The organism is Bradyrhizobium sp. WSM4874, assembly GCF_055811835.1.
Genome location: NZ_JBVVPR010000005.1, coordinates 82,170 through 102,116 on the forward strand (window position 1 = coordinate 82,170; position 19,947 = coordinate 102,116).

General features: G+C 64.4%; 18 protein-coding genes. 8 read left to right on the forward strand and 10 right to left on the reverse strand.

Annotated elements, in window-relative coordinates:
- Positions 1-63 precede the first annotated feature (63 nt).
- From AC0L3P_RS07085 to AC0L3P_RS07100, 4 genes are all read left to right on the forward strand, one after another.
- Positions 64-1,407, forward strand: coding sequence for a TAXI family TRAP transporter solute-binding subunit (locus AC0L3P_RS07085; RefSeq protein WP_473301521.1), 1,344 nt, complete (start codon positions 64-66; stop codon positions 1,405-1,407).
- 149 nt (positions 1,408-1,556) lie between these two features.
- A complete protein-coding gene (locus AC0L3P_RS07090; protein WP_473301409.1) occupies positions 1,557-2,549 on the forward strand; it encodes an ABC transporter substrate-binding protein in 993 nt (330 codons plus the stop codon).
- A gap of 104 nt (positions 2,550-2,653) precedes the next feature.
- Complete coding sequence (locus AC0L3P_RS07095) at positions 2,654-4,297, forward strand: DUF3300 domain-containing protein (protein WP_473301522.1); 1,644 nt, start codon at positions 2,654-2,656, stop codon at positions 4,295-4,297.
- Complete coding sequence (locus AC0L3P_RS07100) at positions 4,294-5,211, forward strand: DUF2950 domain-containing protein (protein WP_473301410.1); 918 nt, start codon at positions 4,294-4,296, stop codon at positions 5,209-5,211. The genes AC0L3P_RS07095 and AC0L3P_RS07100 overlap by 4 nt, the downstream gene beginning before the upstream one ends.
- A gap of 112 nt (positions 5,212-5,323) precedes the next feature.
- On the opposite strand, the gene AC0L3P_RS07105 is transcribed toward AC0L3P_RS07100, so the two are convergent.
- The 3 genes from AC0L3P_RS07105 to AC0L3P_RS07115 all read right to left on the reverse strand — a co-directional run bounded on the left by AC0L3P_RS07105 (position 5,324) and on the right by AC0L3P_RS07115 (position 9,665).
- Positions 5,324-7,018 (reverse strand): MASE4 domain-containing protein, encoded by a 1,695-nt coding sequence (locus AC0L3P_RS07105; RefSeq protein ID WP_473301411.1) that lies wholly within the window; start codon positions 7,016-7,018, stop codon positions 5,324-5,326.
- A gap of 102 nt (positions 7,019-7,120) precedes the next feature.
- Entirely contained in the window at positions 7,121-8,488 is a 1,368-nt protein-coding gene (locus AC0L3P_RS07110; protein WP_473301412.1) for an amidase, read from the reverse strand.
- A complete protein-coding gene (locus AC0L3P_RS07115; protein WP_473301413.1) occupies positions 8,469-9,665 on the reverse strand; it encodes an MFS transporter in 1,197 nt (398 codons plus the stop codon). Before AC0L3P_RS07115 ends, AC0L3P_RS07110 begins: the two co-directional genes overlap by 20 nt.
- Positions 9,666-9,691: 26 nt before the next feature.
- Between AC0L3P_RS07115 and AC0L3P_RS07120 the strand changes: the two genes are divergently transcribed.
- Positions 9,692-10,027 carry a hydroxyisourate hydrolase gene (locus AC0L3P_RS07120; protein WP_473301414.1) on the forward strand — a complete coding sequence of 112 codons (336 nt, stop codon included), beginning with the start codon at positions 9,692-9,694 and terminating at the stop codon, positions 10,025-10,027.
- Here AC0L3P_RS07120 and AC0L3P_RS07125 read toward each other — a convergent pair whose 3' ends face one another.
- From AC0L3P_RS07125 to AC0L3P_RS07140, 4 genes are read right to left on the reverse strand one after another with little or no spacing between them, the layout of a single operon-like run.
- Positions 10,028-10,843, reverse strand: coding sequence for an ABC transporter permease (locus AC0L3P_RS07125; protein WP_275167487.1), 816 nt, complete (start codon positions 10,841-10,843; stop codon positions 10,028-10,030).
- A complete protein-coding gene (locus AC0L3P_RS07130) occupies positions 10,843-11,706 on the reverse strand; it encodes an ABC transporter permease (RefSeq protein WP_473301416.1) in 864 nt (287 codons plus the stop codon). The genes AC0L3P_RS07125 and AC0L3P_RS07130 overlap by 1 nt, the downstream gene beginning before the upstream one ends.
- Positions 11,707-11,710: 4 nt before the next feature.
- Positions 11,711-12,757, reverse strand: a complete 1,047-nt coding sequence (locus AC0L3P_RS07135; protein WP_007608710.1) for an ABC transporter substrate-binding protein — start codon at positions 12,755-12,757, stop codon at positions 11,711-11,713.
- A gap of 30 nt (positions 12,758-12,787) precedes the next feature.
- Complete coding sequence (locus AC0L3P_RS07140) at positions 12,788-13,882, reverse strand: ABC transporter ATP-binding protein (RefSeq protein WP_473301417.1); 1,095 nt, start codon at positions 13,880-13,882, stop codon at positions 12,788-12,790.
- Between the two features lie 88 nt (positions 13,883-13,970).
- On the opposite strand from AC0L3P_RS07140, the gene AC0L3P_RS07145 reads away from it, so the two are divergent.
- Positions 13,971-15,362 carry an amidase gene (locus AC0L3P_RS07145; protein ID WP_473301418.1) on the forward strand — a complete coding sequence of 464 codons (1,392 nt, stop codon included), beginning with the start codon at positions 13,971-13,973 and terminating at the stop codon, positions 15,360-15,362.
- Here AC0L3P_RS07145 and AC0L3P_RS07150 read toward each other — a convergent pair.
- Positions 15,359-16,108, reverse strand: a complete 750-nt coding sequence (locus AC0L3P_RS07150; RefSeq protein WP_473301419.1) for an aspartate/glutamate racemase family protein — start codon at positions 16,106-16,108, stop codon at positions 15,359-15,361. The genes AC0L3P_RS07145 and AC0L3P_RS07150 overlap by 4 nt on opposite strands.
- Positions 16,109-16,110: 2 nt before the next feature.
- The gene (locus AC0L3P_RS07155) at positions 16,111-16,821 is read right to left on the reverse strand and encodes a GntR family transcriptional regulator (RefSeq protein ID WP_473301420.1); all 711 of its coding nucleotides are present in this window, start codon (positions 16,819-16,821) and stop codon (positions 16,111-16,113) included.
- Between the two features lie 203 nt (positions 16,822-17,024).
- Between AC0L3P_RS07155 and AC0L3P_RS07160 the strand changes: the two genes are divergently transcribed.
- Together AC0L3P_RS07160 and hydA are read left to right on the forward strand one after the other, a co-directional pair.
- The gene (locus tag AC0L3P_RS07160; protein WP_473301421.1) at positions 17,025-17,765 is read left to right on the forward strand and encodes a maleate cis-trans isomerase family protein; all 741 of its coding nucleotides are present in this window, start codon (positions 17,025-17,027) and stop codon (positions 17,763-17,765) included.
- On the forward strand, positions 17,726-19,186 hold the full coding sequence (hydA, locus tag AC0L3P_RS07165) for a dihydropyrimidinase (protein WP_473301422.1): 1,461 nt from the start codon (positions 17,726-17,728) through the stop codon (positions 19,184-19,186). The genes AC0L3P_RS07160 and hydA overlap by 40 nt, the downstream gene beginning before the upstream one ends.
- 124 nt (positions 19,187-19,310) lie before the next feature.
- Here the strand turns inward: hydA and AC0L3P_RS07170 are convergent, their stop codons facing one another.
- Positions 19,311-19,940, reverse strand: a complete 630-nt coding sequence (locus AC0L3P_RS07170) for a hypothetical protein (RefSeq protein ID WP_275167480.1) — start codon at positions 19,938-19,940, stop codon at positions 19,311-19,313.
- Between the last annotated feature and the right edge of the window lie 7 nt (positions 19,941-19,947).

The window sequence follows — 19,947 nt, forward strand, 5'->3', positions numbered from 1 at the left end:
TTGAGCCGGTCTGGCGTCATGAGCCAGTCCGACCACCCAGCGCATATTCACTATGAGCGCTACATGGTTCCCGCAAAAATGCCGATCTGGCTTCGTTCCGTCATTGTCGCCAGCGCTGTCGTGCTCGTGGTTGGAGCTGGCCTGTTCGGCTACCGCTGGTATTCCCGCCCGACGACGCTGACCATCGCGGTCGGATCGCTGGACGGTGAGGCCGCTCGTCTGGTCTCGGCACTGGCGAGCCGGCTTGCCGTGGTGAACGCCCCGGTCCGGCTCAGACTGGTGGAAACGACCAATGCGGTTGATGCGGCCGAGCAGTTTGCGGCGGAAAAGGTCGAGCTTGCTGTCGTCCGCGGCGACGTCGGCGACCTATCGCAGGCGCAGGCCATCGTGGTTCTCGCCCATGCCGTTGTCCTGCTGGTTGCGCCGCCGGGCTCCTCCATTACCGAAATCGCTGGTCTGAAGCGCACCAGCGTCGGCGTGATCGGCGGCGAGATGAATCGCAAGGTCGTTGACGTCCTCAGCGACGAATACGGCCTTGGACGCGCCAACGTGACATTCCGCAATCTCCAACCGGCAGACGCGCGGCGGGCACTCGACACCAAGGAGGTGCGGGCGATTCTGATCGTCGTTCCCCTTGCGGAAAAGTATCTGGCCCTCTTGCGCGGCCTCTTTCTGCAGACGCCGAAGACCGCGCCGGTCCTCCTTCCCGTCGAGGCGGCTGGTGCCATCGCTGAAAAGCAGCGCGCCTATGAAAGCTTCGACGTCCCGAAGGGCACGCTGCGCGGTTCGCCGCCTGTTCCGAGCGAGGATCTCACCACGCTGCGGGTTTCGTTCTATGTGGTCGCGCAAAAGCAGCTCAGCGCAGAGGTGGCGGGCAGCCTGGCCGACGCGCTGATGAAGGCGCGCAGGGACCTGCTCGGTGAATTGCCGATCCTCTCGCAAATGACTGCGCCGAGCACGGATTCGGACGCCTTCCTCCCGGTTCATCCTGGCGCCGCAGCATTCTACAACGGAACGCAGCAGAGCTTTCTGGACGAATGGGGAAACGCGATCTTCCTCGCGCCCATGATTTTCGGCGGCCTCATCTCCATATTGGCGGCGGCTTGGAAATTCCTTCAGGTGCGTGATCCCTCTAAGGACGAACGGGGCCTGGACTTGCTGTATGCGCTGGGCGCGCGGATACGCAAGACGGAGGCGGAGGCCGAACTGTCCGATATCGAGGTCGAGATCGACCGGGTGCTCCAGCGCCAGCGCGCCAAGGCCGCTGCAGGAGACGAGAATGCGCTCGATGTCACGACATTGAATGTCGCTGCGCATCGTCTTCAGAGCCTGATTCACGACCGTCGGATCCTGCTGTCCGCGAAGGGACATGAGCAAGCGCTCGGTCAGCCAGTTGACCGCACCTGACGGTGGTCACTCCAGACCAAGTCGACTCACGGCCGAACCCAAGCTCAGCTACCTTGATCTTGATCAAGCCCTCCGGCCGCCAACCCCGTTTCCTTCAGCAATCGCGTCATGCGAAGGGTGCGGGACATTCGGGGGATAGCGGACGGGCAATGAAGCGTCGTGAGTTCATGGCCTTGGTCGGGGCTGCAGCCGCTTGTCCGGTTTTCGCGTATGCTCAGGACAGGGCACCGCGGCCGATGCCGTCGGTCGGCGTGCTGACTGGCAATTTGGTGGGCGATGGCGGCGCTCAGATGCGCGTCAATGCCTTTCAGCAGGGTCTCGCCGATCTCGGCTGGATCGCCAATCAGAACTACCGACTCGATGTGCGCTGGCCGGGCTCCAATCCGACATGGCAGGAACGTGAAGCTCGGGAACTTGTTGCCACCGGACCCGACGTGCTGTTTGCGACCAGCACGGCGACGACACGGGCGTTGCGGGCTGCAACGCAGGTCATTCCGATCATCTTTGTCGGACTCTCGGATCCGGTCGGGACAGGCCTCGTCGTCGATCTGGCAAGGCCGACCAGCAATCTTACCGGATTCTCGCTTTACGAGCATGCCATGAGCGGGAAATGGCTGAGTTTGTTGAAGGACATGGTGCCCGGCATGAGCAGTGCGATGCTTCTATACAATCCCGAAACCGCGCCATATGCGCCGCTTTATCTTCAGGCCGCACACCAGGTGGAAAGTCGCCTGCGCATGACGGTTACCGGCGCCTCCGTCCGCAGCGGCGCCGAGATCGCGGGGGTCATCGAGACGGCGGCGCGGAATGGCAGCGGGATCGTCGTACTGCCGGACGGCGGCTTCTTCAGTACTCAGAGCGCCATGGCAATCCCGTTGCTGGCCCAGCGCCGCGTGCCGGCGATCTTCGCCGTGCGCTTCTATACTGTGAATGGCGGGCTGATGTCTTATGGCGCCGACCTGACGCAACAGTTTCGCGACGGCGCTGGCTATGTCGCTCGCATTCTTCGCGGCGCCGAGGTCCGCAGTCTTCCGGTGCAATTCGCCACAAGGTTCGATCTCGTTATCAACGTGAGAGCCGTCCACGCGCTTGGGCTGGCGATCCCGGAACGATTGCTGATGGAGGCTGAGCTGATCGACTAGCTTGCTCGGGCGTCCCGGGAGATGAGGCAGCGTTTCGTTGATCTCGATCAACAAATGTCAGCTCTCCGGTCTGATGATCGCCGGGAATGTGCATGGAGGATCTGATGTTTCGCTGCGGCAGGATCTTGATGGCGGTTGCGCTCGTGATCGCGATTCCGCTGGCGGCGGCGGCGCAGACCGCAGATAAGGCGCCGGCCTCCAGCCCGCAGCAGGCAAATCCCCCCGCGCAAGCCGCAGAGCTTCTGAAACCGGAGCAGCTCGAAGCTCTGGTCGCGCCGATAGCGCTCTATCCCGACGAATTGCTTGCCAACGTGCTGGCGGCTTCCACCTATCCTCTGGAAGTCGTTCAGGCCGATCGCTGGCTGAAAGAGCGCAAGACTCTGAAGGGTGATGCCCTGAAGACTGAAGTCGAGAAGCAGCCGTGGGATGACAGCATCAAGGCGCTGGCCTCGACTGCTGAGGTCCTAGCCATGATGAGCGACAAGCTCGACTGGACCAAGGCGCTCGGCGACGCCGTGCTGGCGCAGCAGCCGGACGTGATGGATGCGGTCCAGCGGTTGCGGACCAAGGCTTATGACAATAAAAAGTTGGTGACCACCAAGCAGCAGAAGGTGAGCGTCAAGACCGAGGAAAGCAGGCAGGTGGTCGTGATCGAGCCGGCGGTGCCCGATACGATGTACGTGCCGTATTACGAGCCTGCGACGGTTTACGGCGCGTGGCCCTACACCGAGTATCCACCATATTACTTCGGCTACCCATCCTACATCGGCGCAGGCGTCGTCGCGGCGGGTCTCGCCTTCGGCACGGCCTGGGCCATCGGCCGCTGGGGCAATTATTGGGGCGGCGGCTGCAACTGGGGCAACCGCAACGTCTATATCAATCACCGAACCACGAATATCGGAAATGGCTGGCAGCACAATCCTTCGCATCGCCAAGGGGTACGCTACAACAACGCCAACGTTCAGCAGCGCTTCGGCAATAGTAATCTGAAGGCCGGTGCCGCCGACCGGACGGATTTCCGCGGTCGTGACGGACAGCAGAAGCCGGGGCAGGATCGGCCAGGTGCGGGAGATCGCGCAGGAGATCGTGCCGGCGACCGCGCAGGTGATCGAGGCGGTGACCGACAAGGCGCGGGGGATCGTGCCAAGGCGGGGGGCGATCGTGCTAAAGGTGGTGGCGATCGCGCTGCCAAGGGTGGTGGTGCCAAGAATGCCGGCGCAAAAAGTGCCAGCCCTAAAGCGGGCGGTGCCAAGAGCGGCGGTGGCGCCAAGGCCGCGAACCGCGGTGGTGGCGGTGCCCTGAACGTGTCGTCGGGCCGCTCGGCGGCTGCAGCATCGGCCCGTGGCCAGGCGAGCATGGCGAGCATGGGACCGCGCGGTGGCGGCGGCGGAGGTGCGAGCTTCGCCGGCCGAGGCGGCGGCGGAGGCTTCCAGGGTGGCGGTGGCGGTGGCCGCGGTGGTGGTGGTGGTGGCGGCGGACGACGTTCCGATATCGGGCTGAAGCACGATGTCGTTCTGCTCGGCCATCTCGCAAGCGGCCTTGGTTACTACCGCTTCAGCTATATCGGCAGCGACAAGGCCTATGTCGGCGTCATTGCGCAGGAAGTCGAGGAAGTGAAGCCGGTAGCCGTCACCCGCGGAGCCGACGGCTATCTCCGGGTCTATTACGAAAAGCTCGGTCTGAAATTCCGTACCTATCGCGATTGGCTCGAGAGCGGCGCGCGGATTCCTGCGGGGGTGACGCCATGATGAGTTTGAAGTCGCTTCTTCGTGCGGCGTTGCCGGCCATCATGGCGCTGGCGCTCCTGAGCTGGCCATCCCTGGCGCAGCAATCCTATCCGACACCGGAGGATGCGGCAGCGGCGCTCGCTGCCGCCGTCAAAAGCGGGCCGGACCGGGCCATCCTGAAAGTGCTCGGCAGCGCTGCCGAGGACATCGTCTCGTCCGGTGATGAGGTTGCCGACGTCGACATCCGGAAACGCTTCGTCTCGATGTATGATGCTAAGCATTCGGTCAAGACAGAGGGTAACAAGAAGGCGATGCTGATGTTGGGTCCGGACGACTTCCCGTTCCCGATCCCGCTCGTCAACACCAAGACCGGCTGGGAATTCGATGCCGCCGAAGGCCGCATCGAAGTGCTGTATCGCCGCATCGGCCGCAATGAGCTCGACGCGATCCAGACCAGTCTTGCCTTTGTCGATGCCGAGAACGACTACGCTATCAAGGATCGCGGCGAAGGGGCCGGCGTGTACGCACAGCGCATCGTCAGCAGCGCGGGCAAGAAGGACGGGTTGTTCTGGCGCGACGACAGCGACCAGAGCCCGCTCGGCGCACTGGTAGCGCAGGCTTCGGCTGAAGGGTACCAGGCCGGGGATGGCCCGGAGCCCTATCACGGCTACTATTTCCGCATCCTGAAAGGGCAGGGCTCGAACGCGCCAGGCGGCGCGCTCAACTACGTCGTCAAAGGCAAGATGATCGGAGGTTTTGCGCTGGTCGCCTGGCCCGCCGAGTACGGCAATTCCGGCGTCATGACCTTCCTGGTCAATCATGCGGGCGTTGTCTACCAGAAGGATCTCGGGCCTCGGACCAAGGTCCTCGCTCCTCGCATGACTGCATTCGATCCGGACCAGACCTGGAAGAAGGTCGATAGTGCAAAACCCTGAGCGACGCACGTAGATAGTGCGTCTGGCATCCTCGTGTCGGTCGCCAACCTCAGCACGATCATGATCTCTCTGAAGTGAGCGAAAGGCGGAACGATGGTGACGCCTCGTACCGCTATTGCGCAGAAGACTGAGCGGAGATTGGCATCTCCAGCTCGAAAACGGAGCCCCTGACGTCCGACTTGACCAGCCTCAGCCTTCCTCCGCACCTTGCGACCAGGTTGGAGGAGATCGCCAGTCCCAACCCCATACCGCCTTGCTTCGTCGTGAAGAAAGGGTCGAAGATGCGCTCTTGATGACGCGGTGTGATGCCGGTGCCGGAGTCCTCGACGGACAAATGGACGGTTGTGCTACCATCGAGGGCGGTTTTCAGACGGAGCTGCCGTTGATCGGCGGGGACAGAACTCATTGCGTCAATCGCGTTCTTGCAGAGGTTCAGGACAATCTGCTGAAGCTCAGTGCCGTCCAGGGCGACTGGAGGTATGTTGCCCTGAAGCTCCGTCGCTACTGATACACCATTGGCCAGGAGATCGTGCTTCAAAAGTCTCAGGGTAAGCTCGGCGATCTCCTCGACGTTTGCCGAAGCGCCGCCGTGCGCCGTTTTGATTGTCATCTCGCGAATGCTCGATATGATGTCAGCGGCCCGACCGCCGTCGGCTTCGATGTCACAGAGGATGTTCTCGAGTTCCGCAAGTTCAGGGGATGCAGCTCGCAAGTGACTGAGGCCCGTCGCAGCATTGAGCGAGATGGCTCCCAATGGCGATCTCAACTCATGGGCGATCGCGCCAGTGACCGCGTCGATGCTGAGGAGCCGGTTCGCTCGTTCGCGCCGCTGCAGGGCGATGACGCTGGCGAGGCGTGAATAGAGAAACATCGTTTCGATGAGCAATACGGTCAGCAACATGCAACTGCCGACCAGAACGAAACCGCGTGCTGCATACCAACCGATGGTGAACCGTACCGAGCTGCCGATGATCGCCACCAGGAAATTGGGCAAGTAGGCGAGTAAAGTCACCATCAGCCAAAGGTCAAGAATGGTGCGCATGCGTGCAAACATGACGGTCAGAGCAGTCACATTCCATAGCAGTAGTATGAGGTTGACCTGATTACCGAGGGGCGTCTGATGCCTGACGTCGATCATGTAGAAGCTAGGGAGAAGTTCGGCTTTCGCGGTCACCATCCACGTCAATCCCGTCACCGTAGCGGCGATGCAGCCGAGAGCTAGCATGATCGCGGTTAGCGCAGGTCTGCCTGGTCTGCCGGCGGTGGAATAATCCTTTGTGAATCCGTACACCAGGATCGCTGCGGGAAAAGCCGTGTGCCAAAGCACGTAAAGCCAAGCGGGGCTATCCAGTCCATTTCCAATGACACCTGCGGGAGCGTATCCGTTCGGAAAGGCGAGCGTTTGCAGGAATGCGAACGATCCGCTGAAAACGTATCCGCTTGCCAGTGCGAGAAGTGCCCGTTGGGGCTGGATCGCAAATTGAGCAAACAGCAGGGCTGCCGTGATGAACTCGGCCAGAGCCAATGTGGTCTGCAATATCGGAACGAAACCATTAATCTGGCCCAATTGGATCCGAGCGAACGGCGCGATGACGGCTGCAAGGACGATGAGCAAGACGGCGACACTCACCGCCCAGGCCTTTTGACGAGGGGTTGCGGGTATGTTTGCGATGATCAATGGGAATTCTTGCTCATCGTCATGAGCAGGCTCGGCGGCCGCGTTGGCTGATCGCTGGCTCGCTAGCGCAATACCCGACCCTGATGCTGTCGCACCGCCGACAAGTCCCATGAACTTGCGCTGGCTCATGCCGCCTCCGGGCCCACGAGACAGCATCTTACTCGTCCCCGCGCCCGTTGAAAGCCCATAGGGCGATCGGCGTGTTCCGGCAGAGACATCTACCGGCAGGACTTATGTTCGCAGCATGGCCTCGATCTCTTGCGCTGCTTGAAGCAGCGTGCGGTCCTGTCCGCGCGCGGCGATGACCTGAAGGCCAAATGGAAGTCCGCACCCGTCTGTTCCGCACGGTACCGAAATCGCCGGCAGCCGGGCATGATTGACAAAGGGAGTTAACGCCGCGTGCGCGCGCGGGCTCGCCGCGCGGCCACCGATCATGTCGGGTCCGAGCTGGGTGAATGGCCAAGCGACACAGGGGACGGTTGGCGCCAGCAGCAGATCGACCTCGGTGAAGAATGCCGCGAAAGCATTGGCGATCGCGGCGCTTGCCACCAGCGCACCGGCAACGTCGGCGCCAGACCATGACAGCCCTCGCTCGATCTGCTTGGCGATGTCAGGATCGAAGACGCTCGGATCCGCGCGGAAGGCGTCTCGATAGAGTGCGGCGAGGCCGGCGTGCTGAAGCGGCATGATGGCCTCTTCCGTCGCGCCCGCCGGCCAGACGGGATCGCGCTGGGCGATGCTGAGGCCTGCGGCGGAGAGACGCGCGATGGCGAAAACGAGCCCGTCAGCGACAACGTCGTCGACCGCGACGTCGAGCCCAAGGCGTGGCGAGAACGCGATGCGCAGACCGGCGGTATTTTTGGCTTCTCGATCGATGCCGACTGAATCCGGATCGCGCGGATCGACGCCGGCCATGGCCTCGAACGCCAGCGCAACATCGGCAATGTCAGTGGCGATCGGCGCGATGACGGAGAGGCCGAAGAACGGTTCGGCGAAGCCGGGCCCATAGGGGATCGCGCCATAGGAGGGCTTGAACCCGGCGACGCCGACATGAGCCGGCGGCCTGCGGCTCGATCCGCCCGCATCTGTGCCGATCGCTAGCGGTACGAGGCCGGCCGCAACCGCGGCAGCCGGACCGCCCGACGAGCCACCGGGGGTCAACGTGGGATCGAGTGGATGCCGCGTTGGCCCATACAGGGGAGAGGTGGTCACGCCCTTGCAGGCGAATTCCGACGTTGCGCCGATGCCGACGACGACGGCGCCGGCCTTGCGCAGCCGCTCAATCGCAATCGCATCCCGCGGCGCGGCGAATTCGGCGAACAGGCGCGAGCCCTGTGTCACACGCCAGTCGCCGACCCAGATGTTGTCCTTGACGATGACGGGGACACCGGCGAGCGGCATCGTCTCGCCGGCACGCAGGCGATCGTCGATCGCTGCGGCGTCGGCAAGCGTACGCGCGGGAGCGGTCGTCACCACCGCGTTCAGCGCCTTGGCGGCCTCGATGCGCGCAAGCGCGGCCTTGGCGGTCTCGACCGCACCCGTTCGTCCGGCGGAGACGTCGGCCGCAATCTCGCACGCGCTACTTTCTTGCTTCTTCATCGCCTCCCCAGATCAGTGCCAACGTGCCGCAGAGGGTGAGGCACGCCAAGGCGAAGAAGGCGGCCCCGAGACTGGCTGCGCCGTCCAGGAGCGACACCAGGGCCGGTGCTGCCAAGAGGCCGGCATAGGATGCGGTCAGCACCGCGCCGGTGGTCTCGCCAATCCTGTCCTGCGGGGCGAGGCGTGCGATCTCGGCGATGAAGACACCGTTCCAGCCCGAGGCTGTCAGGCCGAACAGAGCTGCAATCGCGAACTGGCCGGTCCGTCCGAGCGATGCGCCATCGAGACCCAGCAGCGCTGCGCAGAAAGTCATGCCGAGACCGATGACGACGAGAACTCCGCGCGAGGCATTGAGGCGCATTGCGACGAGGCCCCAGCCGAGCCGGCCGATCAGGCCGCCGGCCTGGGCGCAGGCAAGCGCCATGCCGGCCTCGATATGGCTGAGGCCGAGTTCGCGGGTGCCGAGCGTGACGAAAACCGTATTGAGCGACACCTGCATCGCGCTGAACGGCATCGAGGCCAGCGCCAGCATTGCGATGCGCCGATCCGCGGTCACCAGTGCCAGCCGCGTGCTAAGGCCAAGCTCCGGCAGTGGAGCGACCTTGGCGACGTAGGCCGGCCGCAGGCGCTCGAACCATGCTATCGCCAGCAGCGCGCAGGCGCCCACGGCGGCATAGCACCAGGCGGGCCCTAGCGAGATTGCGATCGCGGGCAGAACCAGCGACCCGCAGACGGCACCGATCTGGTTTCCGGTCTGGCGAACCGAGAACACGAACGCACGCCGCTCGGTCGTCACGAGCCGCGCCAGCAGCGCCGCGCTTGCGGGCGTCTCAGGTCCGAAGGCGAGGCCAAGACAGAGGCCGGCTGCGAGCAGGGCCGCCGTCGAGCCGAGCGAAGCCAGCACCATGCTGGCGATGATCGCCGCCGCGCAGAGGCTCGCGATCCGCAGCGAGCCCAGGCGAGCGATGAACCCGCCGCCCCAGAACGAGGCGGGAATGCCGACCGCGAACACGGCGCAGGAGAACATCGAGAGCTGCCAGACCTCGATATGGGCGCGCGGTGCCACCACGCCCGGCGCGAACAGAGCCAGCGCCACCAGCGCCTGAAGCGAGGTCATGGCGCCAAGCGCCGGCAACAATGCGGGCGCTGGCCGAACGGCCGTGTTTGCGTCTACCATGGCGCTGCGTTCATTGGAGGAACATTGTGGCAGGCGGCATTTCCATTCACGCGGTCGATGTGGCGAGCGGCCGGCCGGCGCAGGGCCTGCGCGTCGAGATCTGGCGGATTGATCCGGACTCGCTCCGTATCGCCGACGGACGGCTTGGTGCCAATGGCGTGCTCGATCATCCCGTTGCGCAGGGCGCGGGCGTGACGGCAGGCGAGTACGAGGTCCTGTTTCATCTCGGCGAGTTCTTTGGCGAGCGCGACGGTTTTCTCACGGTGACGCCGTTCCGCTTTCGCATCAAGGATGTCAACGAGCATTTTCATTTGCCGCTGAAATTCACGCGCTGGGGCTATTCGCTGTTCCGCGGCGCCTGATCAGTTGGTCAGCCGCCGCGACAATCCCGTGACGCGCTCCATGATCGCGACCAGCGCGACGGTCGCAATGATTAGCACGCCCGACAGCGCGGCGATGGTGACGTCGAGCTTGCCCTCTAGGTCTTGCCACATCCGGATCGGCAGCATGTCGGTTGCGGCATCACGCAGGAACAGCGACACCGGCACGTTGTCGAAGGACGACATGAAGGCGATGAAGGCGCCTGCGATGATGCCCGGCCGGATCAGCGGCAGCACGATGCGCCGGAAGGTGTAGATGCGGCTGGCGCCAAGGACCGCCGAGCTTTCGAGCAGGGTGGGCTCCAGCTGGGCGAGCGCCGCAATCGTGTTGCGCACGACATAGGGGACGCAGACCACGGTATGGCCGATCACCAATGTCAGCGTCGACACCGGCAGTCCGACCAGCGAGAACAGCATCAAGGCGGCAAGGCCGAAGGCCAGCGCCGGCAGCACCAGCGGCGACATGAACAGGGAATCGAGCAGCCGCGCCGACAGCGTCGGCGAGCGCGAGATCGCCAGCGCGGCGGCAACGCCGAGCACCACGGACAGGCCCGTCGCCCATAGCGCCACGAGGAGGCTGTTCTTGGCTGCGAAGTGCAGCTGCCAGGCGTTCCATAATTCGGCGTACCAGCGCAGCGAATAGCCCGGTGGTGGGAAACGCAGCGAGAACCCGCTGGTGAAGGAGACGATCAGCACCACCAGCGACGGCGCGATGATGATGATCAGCGCGACGATCGCGATCACGGTCATGACCAGCTCGAAGCTGAACGCCTCCAGGGTACGCTTGCGCCCGCTCATCACGCGCCTCCATAGCCGCGCGACAGGCGGCCGAGCGTGGTGAAGACGGAGACGACCGCGAGAACGGCCAGCAGGAAGATGATCGAGATCGCCGATGCGAACGGCCAGTTTTGCAGCGTTGAAGCCTGCTGGTAGAGATACATCGGCATGAACAGCATCTGGCCGCCGCCGATCAGCGACTGGGTGATGAAGGCCGTGATCGCCGCGGCGTAGGTTAGTGTGCACCCGGCAATCACGCCGGGCAGCGACAGCGGCAGCACGATCTTGAAGAAGGTGCGCCAGCTTCCGGCGCCGAGCGAGCAGGAGGCATCGTCGAGATTGGAATCGATGCGGCCGAGCGCGGTGATCAGCGGTAACGTCATCAGCGGCATCTGCACCTGCGCCAGCGCGATCACCACGCCGAACTGGGTGTAGAGCAGCTTTATGGGCGTATCGATGATGCCCAGCGATTGCAGCGTCGCGTTGATGATGCCCTGGCGGCCCAGGATGACAATCCAGGCGAAGGTGCGCACCACGACGCTGGTCAAAAGCGGCAGCAGCACGATCAGGATGATGATGGTCTGAAGCCGCGGCCCGACCCGCTGGTAGAGCCAGGCGATGGGAAAGCCGAGCACGAGGCAGACGGCCGTCACCTCGGCCCCCAGCAGCAGCGTCGAGCCGAGCACGCTGAGGCTGAAGGGGTCGGTGAGGAAGTGCAAGTATTGGCCGAGACCCCAATGGAGCGCGGCCGTGTCGTTGTGCAGCGAGAGCCACAGCAATTGCAGCAGCGGCGCCACGAAGAACACCAGGAAGAACAGCGCCAGCGGCGCTGCCAATCCCATGCCGTAGGACGTGACGTCTCGTGATGCCGGTGCTGCGCCCATGGTGTTAGATCTTGATCTCGCGGTTGAAGCGCTCGATCCAGGCCGAGCGCTGCTCGTTGATCTTCTTCCAGTCCTGGAACACGAATTTCTGCTTCAGCTCCGCGGTGTCCTTGGCGAGCACGCGCGCGATCTCGCCGCCCATCGCCACCTTGGAATTGGTCGGCACGATCAGATAGGGCGGGTTCATCAGCGTGGTCTGTACCTCCGGCGTCAATGATGCCTCGATCAGCTTGAAGGCGAGCTCGCGGTTGGGCGAATTCTTGACGATGTGGATCGTGGTCTTGAAGGCGATGGCGCCTTCCTTCGGAGCCACGAACTCGACCGGCACGCCGCGCGCTTTCAGGATCTGGATGGCGTTGAAATTACCGGGCGAGATATCGATCTGGCCCTGCTGGAACAGGGTGGCGAGCGCGCCGGGGTTTGCGGCGACCGCGGCGAGATTGGGCTTCAGCTCCTCGATCGCCTTGAAGCCGGGATCGACATTGGCCTCCGAGCCGCCGCGCATCTTGGCAATCTCGACGAGCCAACCGGTGCCGAGCGTCGAGTTGAGGTTGGTGATGCCGACGCGGCCCTTGAACTCGGGCTTCCACAGATCGGCCCAGGAGGTCGGCGGCGTCTTGACGGCTTCCGGATTGTAGGTAAGGCCGACGACCTGGAAGAACGGGGCCGGGCCCATCGGCTCCTGCGCCTCGGCGATCAGGTCCTTGTAATAGGCGCTCTTCTCGACGGGGTATGGCTCGACGAGATCCTGGCCGATCGCGACCAGCGCCGGACCGGGATCGTGCAGCATGACGTCGATCGGCGGATTGGCCTTGGCGGCGTTCACCTTGGCGATCTGGTCGACCGAGAGCATGGGGTCGAGCACCATCGCGGCGTCCGCATTGGCCTTGCGGAAGGCCGGCACCAGCACGGCCTTGTGCGCCTCCTCCCAGCTTCCGGTGAAGGTCGCGAACACCAGCGGGCGGGCCTGGGCGTAGCTCAATCCGGGAAACGCCTTCATGGCGCCGAGTGTGAGTGCGGTCGTCATCAGGCTTCGGCGGTTCATGATCATGGTCGAACTCCCTCTGGACAAAGATTGGATCTAAAGCGTTGCAGGAAAGGCGTTGGCGAGCGACGGAGCGAGCGGGGCAAGGCGCACCGCGGCGCCGCTCTCCAGCGTGCGCGTCTCGCCGATGCGCGCCTGGGAGATCTTGACGCCGGAGCCGTCGGCGGTGGTGACTTCGTGCACGACCGTGGCCCCTAGCGGCAGCGACATGCCGACCACGCCGGCAAAGCCGGTCTCGTCACCGACGAACTGCAGATGCTCGGGGCGTATGCACACGGTGACGCGGCCGCCTTCGGTGAGGGCGCCGCCGGCGGGACGCGCGATGATTTCCGCGCCGGCGTCGAGGCGGACTTTTGCCGCCGTCCGATCCGCCGAGACGACGACGCCGGGCATGCGATTGCTGGCGCCGACGAAAGTGTTCACGAACAGCGTTTGCGGCCGGTCATAAACGTCGGACGGCGATCCGAATTGTTCTAGCTTGCCGTGGCTGAGCACGGCGACGCGATCAGCCATCGACAGCGCCTCTTCCTGGTCGTGGGTCACGATCAGCGTGGTGATGCCGGAGACGCGCTGGAGCCGCTTGACTTCGATCTGCATGTCGAGCCGCAAATTCTTGTCGAGCGCGGCAAAGGGCTCGTCGAGCAGCAGGATCGACGGCTTGATCGCCAGCGCGCGAGCGAGCGCCACGCGCTGCTGCTGGCCGCCGGAGAGCTGACGTGGCAACCGTTCCGACATGGTCGGCAGCTGGACCAGATCCAGCAGGCGCTGCGCTTCGCGCTGGCGGGTCCCTTTGTCGATGCCGCGCGCAGCAAGCCCGTAAGCGACATTCTCGCTGATGCTGAGATGGGGGAACAGTGCGTAGTTCTGGAACACGATGCCGACCGCGCGGCGGTTCGGCGGCAGCGCATCGACGATATCGTCGCCGATGATGATCCGTCCCTGCGTCTGCGCGATGAAGCCGGCGATGATGCGTAGCAGTGTTGTCTTGCCGCAGCCGGAGGGCCCGAGCAGAGCGATGATCTCGCCGCCCTTGATGTCGAGATTGATGTTCTCGACCGCGAGCGCGCCGCTCGGATAGCGGTGGGTGACGGCGTCGACGACGAGCGATCGGCCGCCTTGCGCTTCAGCCATGATGTTGCCTCCCGTTCACCCGAGGAAGAAAGCAAGTCTCGTGCCCGCGACGGTCGCTTTTCGCTGCGAGTTTTGGCATTGTGGCGCAATGACATCGGATCGATCGGTTTGCGACTTCACTGCCACGGTCCTTGCGCGCGCCATTGCGAAGGGCGAGCTGTCGTCGCGCGAGGTTGTCGAGGCGCATCTCGAACGGATTGCGCACCGAGACGCGCAATTGGCGGCATTCATGACTGTCAATGCGGAGGGCGCCCGCCGTGCCGCGCAAATCTGCGATGCCGCGCCCGCGCCGGTCGGCCCGCTGCATGGGGTGCCCGTAGGGATCAAGGACCTCACGGACACGGCGGGGCCCGCGACCACCTATGGGTCGGTTCTGTTTCGTGATCACGTTCCGGCTGAGGACGATCTCGTGGTCGCGCGGCTGCGGCGCGCTGGTGCGATCATTCTGGGCAAGACCAACACGCCGGAATTCGGCTTCGGCGCGGTCTGCACCAATAAATTGTGCGGCCCGACCCGCAATCCGTTCGATTCCGCGCTGACCTCGGGCGGTTCGTCCGGCGGCTCCGCTGTTGCCGTCGCAGCCGGCATGGTGCCGCTGGCGCATGGCACCGATTTCGGCGGCTCCGTGCGTACACCCGCGAGCTTCTGCGACGTCGTTTCGATCCGGCCGACGCCCGGCCGCATCCCGTCGCCGCATCGCCCCCTCGGCTGGGACATGCTCGCCACCCATGGCTTCCTCGCCCGCGATGTCGACGATCTCGAACTCGTGCTGTCGGTCTGTGGGGCAGGTGACCCGAATGATCCGCTTTCGGTCGGCGTCGTCACCGACGATCGGCCGGTCGCAAGACGTCCCAGAATTGCGGTGACCCCCGATTTCGCTGTCGCGCCTGTTGCACGCGAGGTCCGTGCGCGGTTCGCCGCGGCGTGCGAGGCGCTCGCGGCCGCGGCCGATGTCGCGGCCGCGTCGCCCGATTGCGGCGGTGCGATCGAGACATTTCGGACGCTGCGCGCCGCGCACATCGCCAACAGCTATGGCGAGCTGCTGAGGGCGCGCCGCGCCGAGCTCACGCCCACCGTGATCTGGAACATCGAGGCGGGCGCAAAGCTCGCCGCGGAGGACTATCTCAACGCCGAACGGCGCCGCACCGCGATCTACCGCAGCTTTCGCGAGCTGTTCAGCCGCGCCGATTTCCTGGTCGCGCCGGCGGCGTCCGTTCTGCCCTGGCCAAATGAGATCAGCGACGTCACCGTGATCGATGGCGCGGCGCTGGAGACGCCGATCGATTATCTCGCCGTCACCTTCATCGTGTCGCTGGTCGGTTTCCCGGTCCTGACCATGCCGGCGCCGCGAGGGGAGAACGAGTTGCCGTTCGGCATCCAGATCATCGCACCACCGGGATGCGAATCCCGTCTGTTTGCCTTCGGCCGTGCCATCCAGAACGAACTTGGTTTTTCGCATCGCTGGCCGAAGCTCCCCTAGCTGTCGCGATGCTCAAGCCGGGCGGCGAGCGCATCGGCAAGGCCAAGCGTGGGTTTGGCGGCGGGACGGCGGTACGTGCCTGCAATTGCCTTGCGCAGGCGCAGCGCCACCAGGGCCTCGGCCTGCTTCACCGAGGCGATGACTTGATCGACGACGGGGACGGGGATCCGGTCGGCGACGCGCTCAGCGAGGCCCGAGAGCGGCGCACCTGCAAAAATCAACACGTCCGCATCGTCTTCCACGATCGCGCGCCGGGCGAGATCGACCAGCACATCCTCCTTCTCGGTGCCGACCTCGGAGATCGCCTGGAACGGCGTATCGAGCATGCGGATACCGGCACAACGCTCCCAGAGCCCGTGGGCGCGGACGCATTCCTCGTACCAGGGGCCAAGCGCCTGGGCGAAGGTGACGATGGCGAAGCGGCGCCCGGCCATGCAGGCGGTCAGCATCGCTGCTTCCGCCATGCCGACCACGGGAATGTCAAAAGTTTCGCGCGCGGCGAACAGGCCGGGGTCGCCGAAGGCGGCGATGATCGCGGCGTCGACATTGCGATGCTGCTCGGCCAGCATCTCAAGCGCAATGGCGCCGCCGATCTGCGCCTCGGTGCGCGTCGAGATGTAGGGCACGCCGCGGGTCGCGGTGCAGGGGATCAGCTCGGTCCCTGGCGCAGCCGCGCGCTGCCCGACTCCCGTCATCAGTTGCGTGACTTCGGTGCTGGTGTTCGGGTTGAGCAGCAGCAGCTTCATGGTTACGCCGCCGTCCGGTTGGCTTGAGAGGCCGCGATGACTTCGAGCAGCGCAGTGCCGGTGCGGTGGACATGGGCGCCGAGCAGGCGGCCGGCCGCTTCGCTGTCGCGCGCCTCGATAGCCGCCAGGATACCGGCGTGCTCGTCGACCGAATTGCTCCAGCGGCGGTCGGCGCCGAGCGCGAGGTAACGCGCGCGTTCGGCGCGGGAGATCAGCGTCTCGTGCGCCTCGCGCAGCGGCGTGTTGCGCGCCATGCGGACGATGGTGTTGTGGATCTCGCCGTTGATGGCGAAGTACTCGTCGAGCTTGCCGTTGCGATGATGGCCTTCCATGCGGGTCTGAAGCGTGCGTAGCCGGGCGAGATCGCGCTCGGTGGCGCGCTCCGCGGCGAGCTCGGCGGCCAGACGTTCGATGCCGGCCAGCGCCTCGAACAATTCCGAGATGCCGTCGACTGCGATGCCGGCAATGCGCGGGCTGCGGTTGGGGCGCAGCTCGATCAGTCCTTCGGCCGCGAGTACCTTCATCGCCTCGCGTAGCGGGGTGCGCGATACGCCTAGCTCCTTCGAGAGCTTGGTCTCCTGGGTCTGCGATCCCGGCGCCAGCTCGCCGCGAATGATCATCGTCCGCATCCGCGCAGCGGCGCGCTCATGCAGGCCCATCCGCTTGAGTTTGGGCGACTTTCGGCTCTGGTTCGGTTCGGATTTTTGCTGCACTCAAGCCTCGCTGCTTGCGCGCAATCTAATCCAATCTCTGTCAAACCCGTGCTCAAATAGGAGACGTATGTAGCTAAAAATAAAAGCATATCGAACAAATTGCATGCAGTATGCAGATTGCGGGTTGCGCGGGTGCGAGGGATGCGGATGATCCTGCTGAGGAGCGCAGTCGCGCTTCGCCGCAAATGGAGCGAACGCGATCGATGTTAGTACTGCGCAGGCGTCTCGGCATGATCACGCCATCCTCCAATTCGGTGCTCGAGCCCGTCACTAACGCCATGCTGCATGGCGTCGGTGATGTCACCGCGCATTTCTCACGCTTCCGCGTTACCGAGATTGCGCTCGACGCCGCCGCGCTGAACCAGTTCGACGCCTCAGTGATGCTGCCCGCAGCGGATCTGCTCGCCGATGCAAAAGTCGATGCCATCGCCTGGAACGGCACGTCCGCGAGCTGGCTCGGCATCGACCGCGACCGGAGCCTGTGCGAGGCGATCACAGCGCGCGCGAGCGTGCCGGCAACGACCTCCACACTCGCCTGCATCGATGCCGCCCGCGCGCTCGGCGCCAAGCGTGTCGGCCTGGTCTCACCCTATACGGACGACGTGCAGCGGCGGATCGCGGACGTGTGGGCTCAGGAGGGCATCACCTCGCATGCGGAGCGGCATCTGGGCTTGCGCGATAATTTCTCTTTCGGCGAGGTCGCGCCTGCAACGATCGCGGACATGATCCGTGCCGTGGCTGCGGAAGGCGCCGACGCGATCGTTATCCTCTGCACCAACCTCGACGGCGCCGCGCTGGCCGCTTCGCTCGAACGGGAATTGGATATCGCCGTGCTGGATTCCGTCGCGGTCACGCTGTGGCGGACCCTGAGCCTCTCCGGCGGCGACGTTGCGGCTCTTGCGAAATGGGGCCGGATATTCCAGACCATTCCGGTCATCAAGTGATGGAGACTCCTGTGGCGCAGCTCGATCTCGCCGTTCGCGGCGGCACCATCGTGACGGCCGGCGACGAGTTCCGCGCCGATATCGGCATTCGCGACGGCCGCATCGTCAGCATCGCCGAGAGCGTCGAGGGCGCAGCGCGCGAGATCGACGCAACCGGTCTGCTGGCGCTGCCGGGTGGGATCGACAGCCATGTCCACATCTCGCAACCGTCCGGGCCCGACGTGGTGATGGCCGATGATTTCGCGTCGGCGACGCGCTCGGCAGCCGCCGGCGGCAACACCATGGTGTTGCCCTTCGCGCTTCAAGTGAAGGGCACGTCGCTCCGAACCTGCGTCGAGAACTACCGCAAACTCGCCGAAGGCGAATGCTATATCGACACGGCGTTCCACCTCATCATCTCCGATCCGACCGCGGTCGTGCTCGGGCAGGAGCTGCCGGCGCTGGTGAAGGACGGCTACACCTCGTTCAAGGTGTTCATGACCTATGACGACCTCGTGCTGAGCGACAAGCAGCTGCTCGAGGTGTTCGAGGTCGCGCGCCGCGAGGAAGCGCTGGTGATGGTCCATTGCGAGGGGTACGACGCCATCCGTTTTCTCACCTCAAAACTCGAGCGAGAGGGGCATATCGCCCCGTATTTCCATGGCGTGTCCCGGCCGCAGGCCGTCGAGCGCGAGGCGGCGCATCGCGCCATCAGCCATGCCGAGATCGTCGGTGTCCCCATCATGATCGTCCACGTCTCCGGTCGTGAGGCGATGGAACAGGTGCGCTGGGCCCAGCAGCGCGGATTGCCGGTGCATGCCGAGACATGCCCGCAATATATCACGCTCACGGCCGACGACATGAAAGGCCTGAACATGGACATGTCAGGTGCGAAATATGTCTGTTCGCCGCCGCCCCGCGATGCCGAAAGCCAGCAGGCGATCTGGGAGGGCATCACCACGGGCGTGTTCCAGACCTTCTCGTCCGATCACTGCCCGTTCCGCTACGACGATCCCAAGGGCAAGCTGACGCCGAACGGCCGCACCTCGTTCCGCTGGGTGCCGAACGGCATTCCGGGTGTCGAGACCCGACTGCCCATCCTGTTCTCCGAAGGCGTATCGAAGGGACGGATCAGCCTGCAAAAATTCGTCGAGCTGACGGCGACTAACCATGCACGCATCTACGGCCTCTATCCGCGCAAGGGCTCGATCGGCGTCGGCTTCGATGCGGATATCGTGCTGTGGGACCCCAAATTGAAGAAATCTATTCGGCAGGCCGATCTGCATCACGGCTCGGACTACACGCCATGGGAAGGCTTCGACGTCACGGGATGGCCGGTAACGACGATCGCCCGTGGCCGGGTGGTGTACGAATACGGCAGGATCGTCGGCGCCAAAGGCGCAGGCGAGGTTCTCAGCCGCGGCAGGTCGAGCCTGATCTGATCGGGCTCAACACGCTGCTGCGCAACTGTGCCGGCCGTGCGCGCGGGCGATGGCCGTCTCAAGTCCACAGACAATGCCGGTCATATGTTCGTATCCAGCCCTCGCATGCGGCAAAACCGATCGCTCAATTCGGACAAGGTTGCCCGGCCGCCCCCCACAAGGCGACGTCCTTGACATGTTCCTCGAAGCTGCCTGGAGGCGTCGTCCGGCCCGCGCCGGGCGCCCAACCGCGCGGAATGAAGCCGCTCAATGACGCGTCATGCCGCAGATGCTCCACCAGCCCGGCGGCGTCGCGGCCGCCATTGCGCTTGGGGTCCTTCATTTGCGCGCAGATCTCGGCGCCGCTCTTTCCGAACCAGATGAAAGCAACGGGAGCGAGTTGCCAATCGATCCCGGCGCGGGGCGGAGCGGGAGCCGGCTCGTTTGCTTGCGTGGAAGTCATGTGACAGGTCGAGCAAGGGACCGCCTCCTCGCCCTTGCGGCTTTCTCCGCCGTGGATGTTCATACCATGCACGCGAGGTTTGGTTTCGCCAGCCGGCGTCCAGATCGGAATCGCCTTGGCGTCAACGTGGCAGTTCGCGCAGCGGGGATGTGTCACCACCGCTTCAATCCGATTCCAGGCCTTCAAACCCTCGCTGCGGCTGACGCTACCCGGCCGCAGCACATCTTTGGCAACCTCCTTCGCCGCGACAATGCCTGTGAGGACCGCGACGGATGAAGCAGCGATGACGAGCGCAATCAGCGATATTTTCATGGCTCTG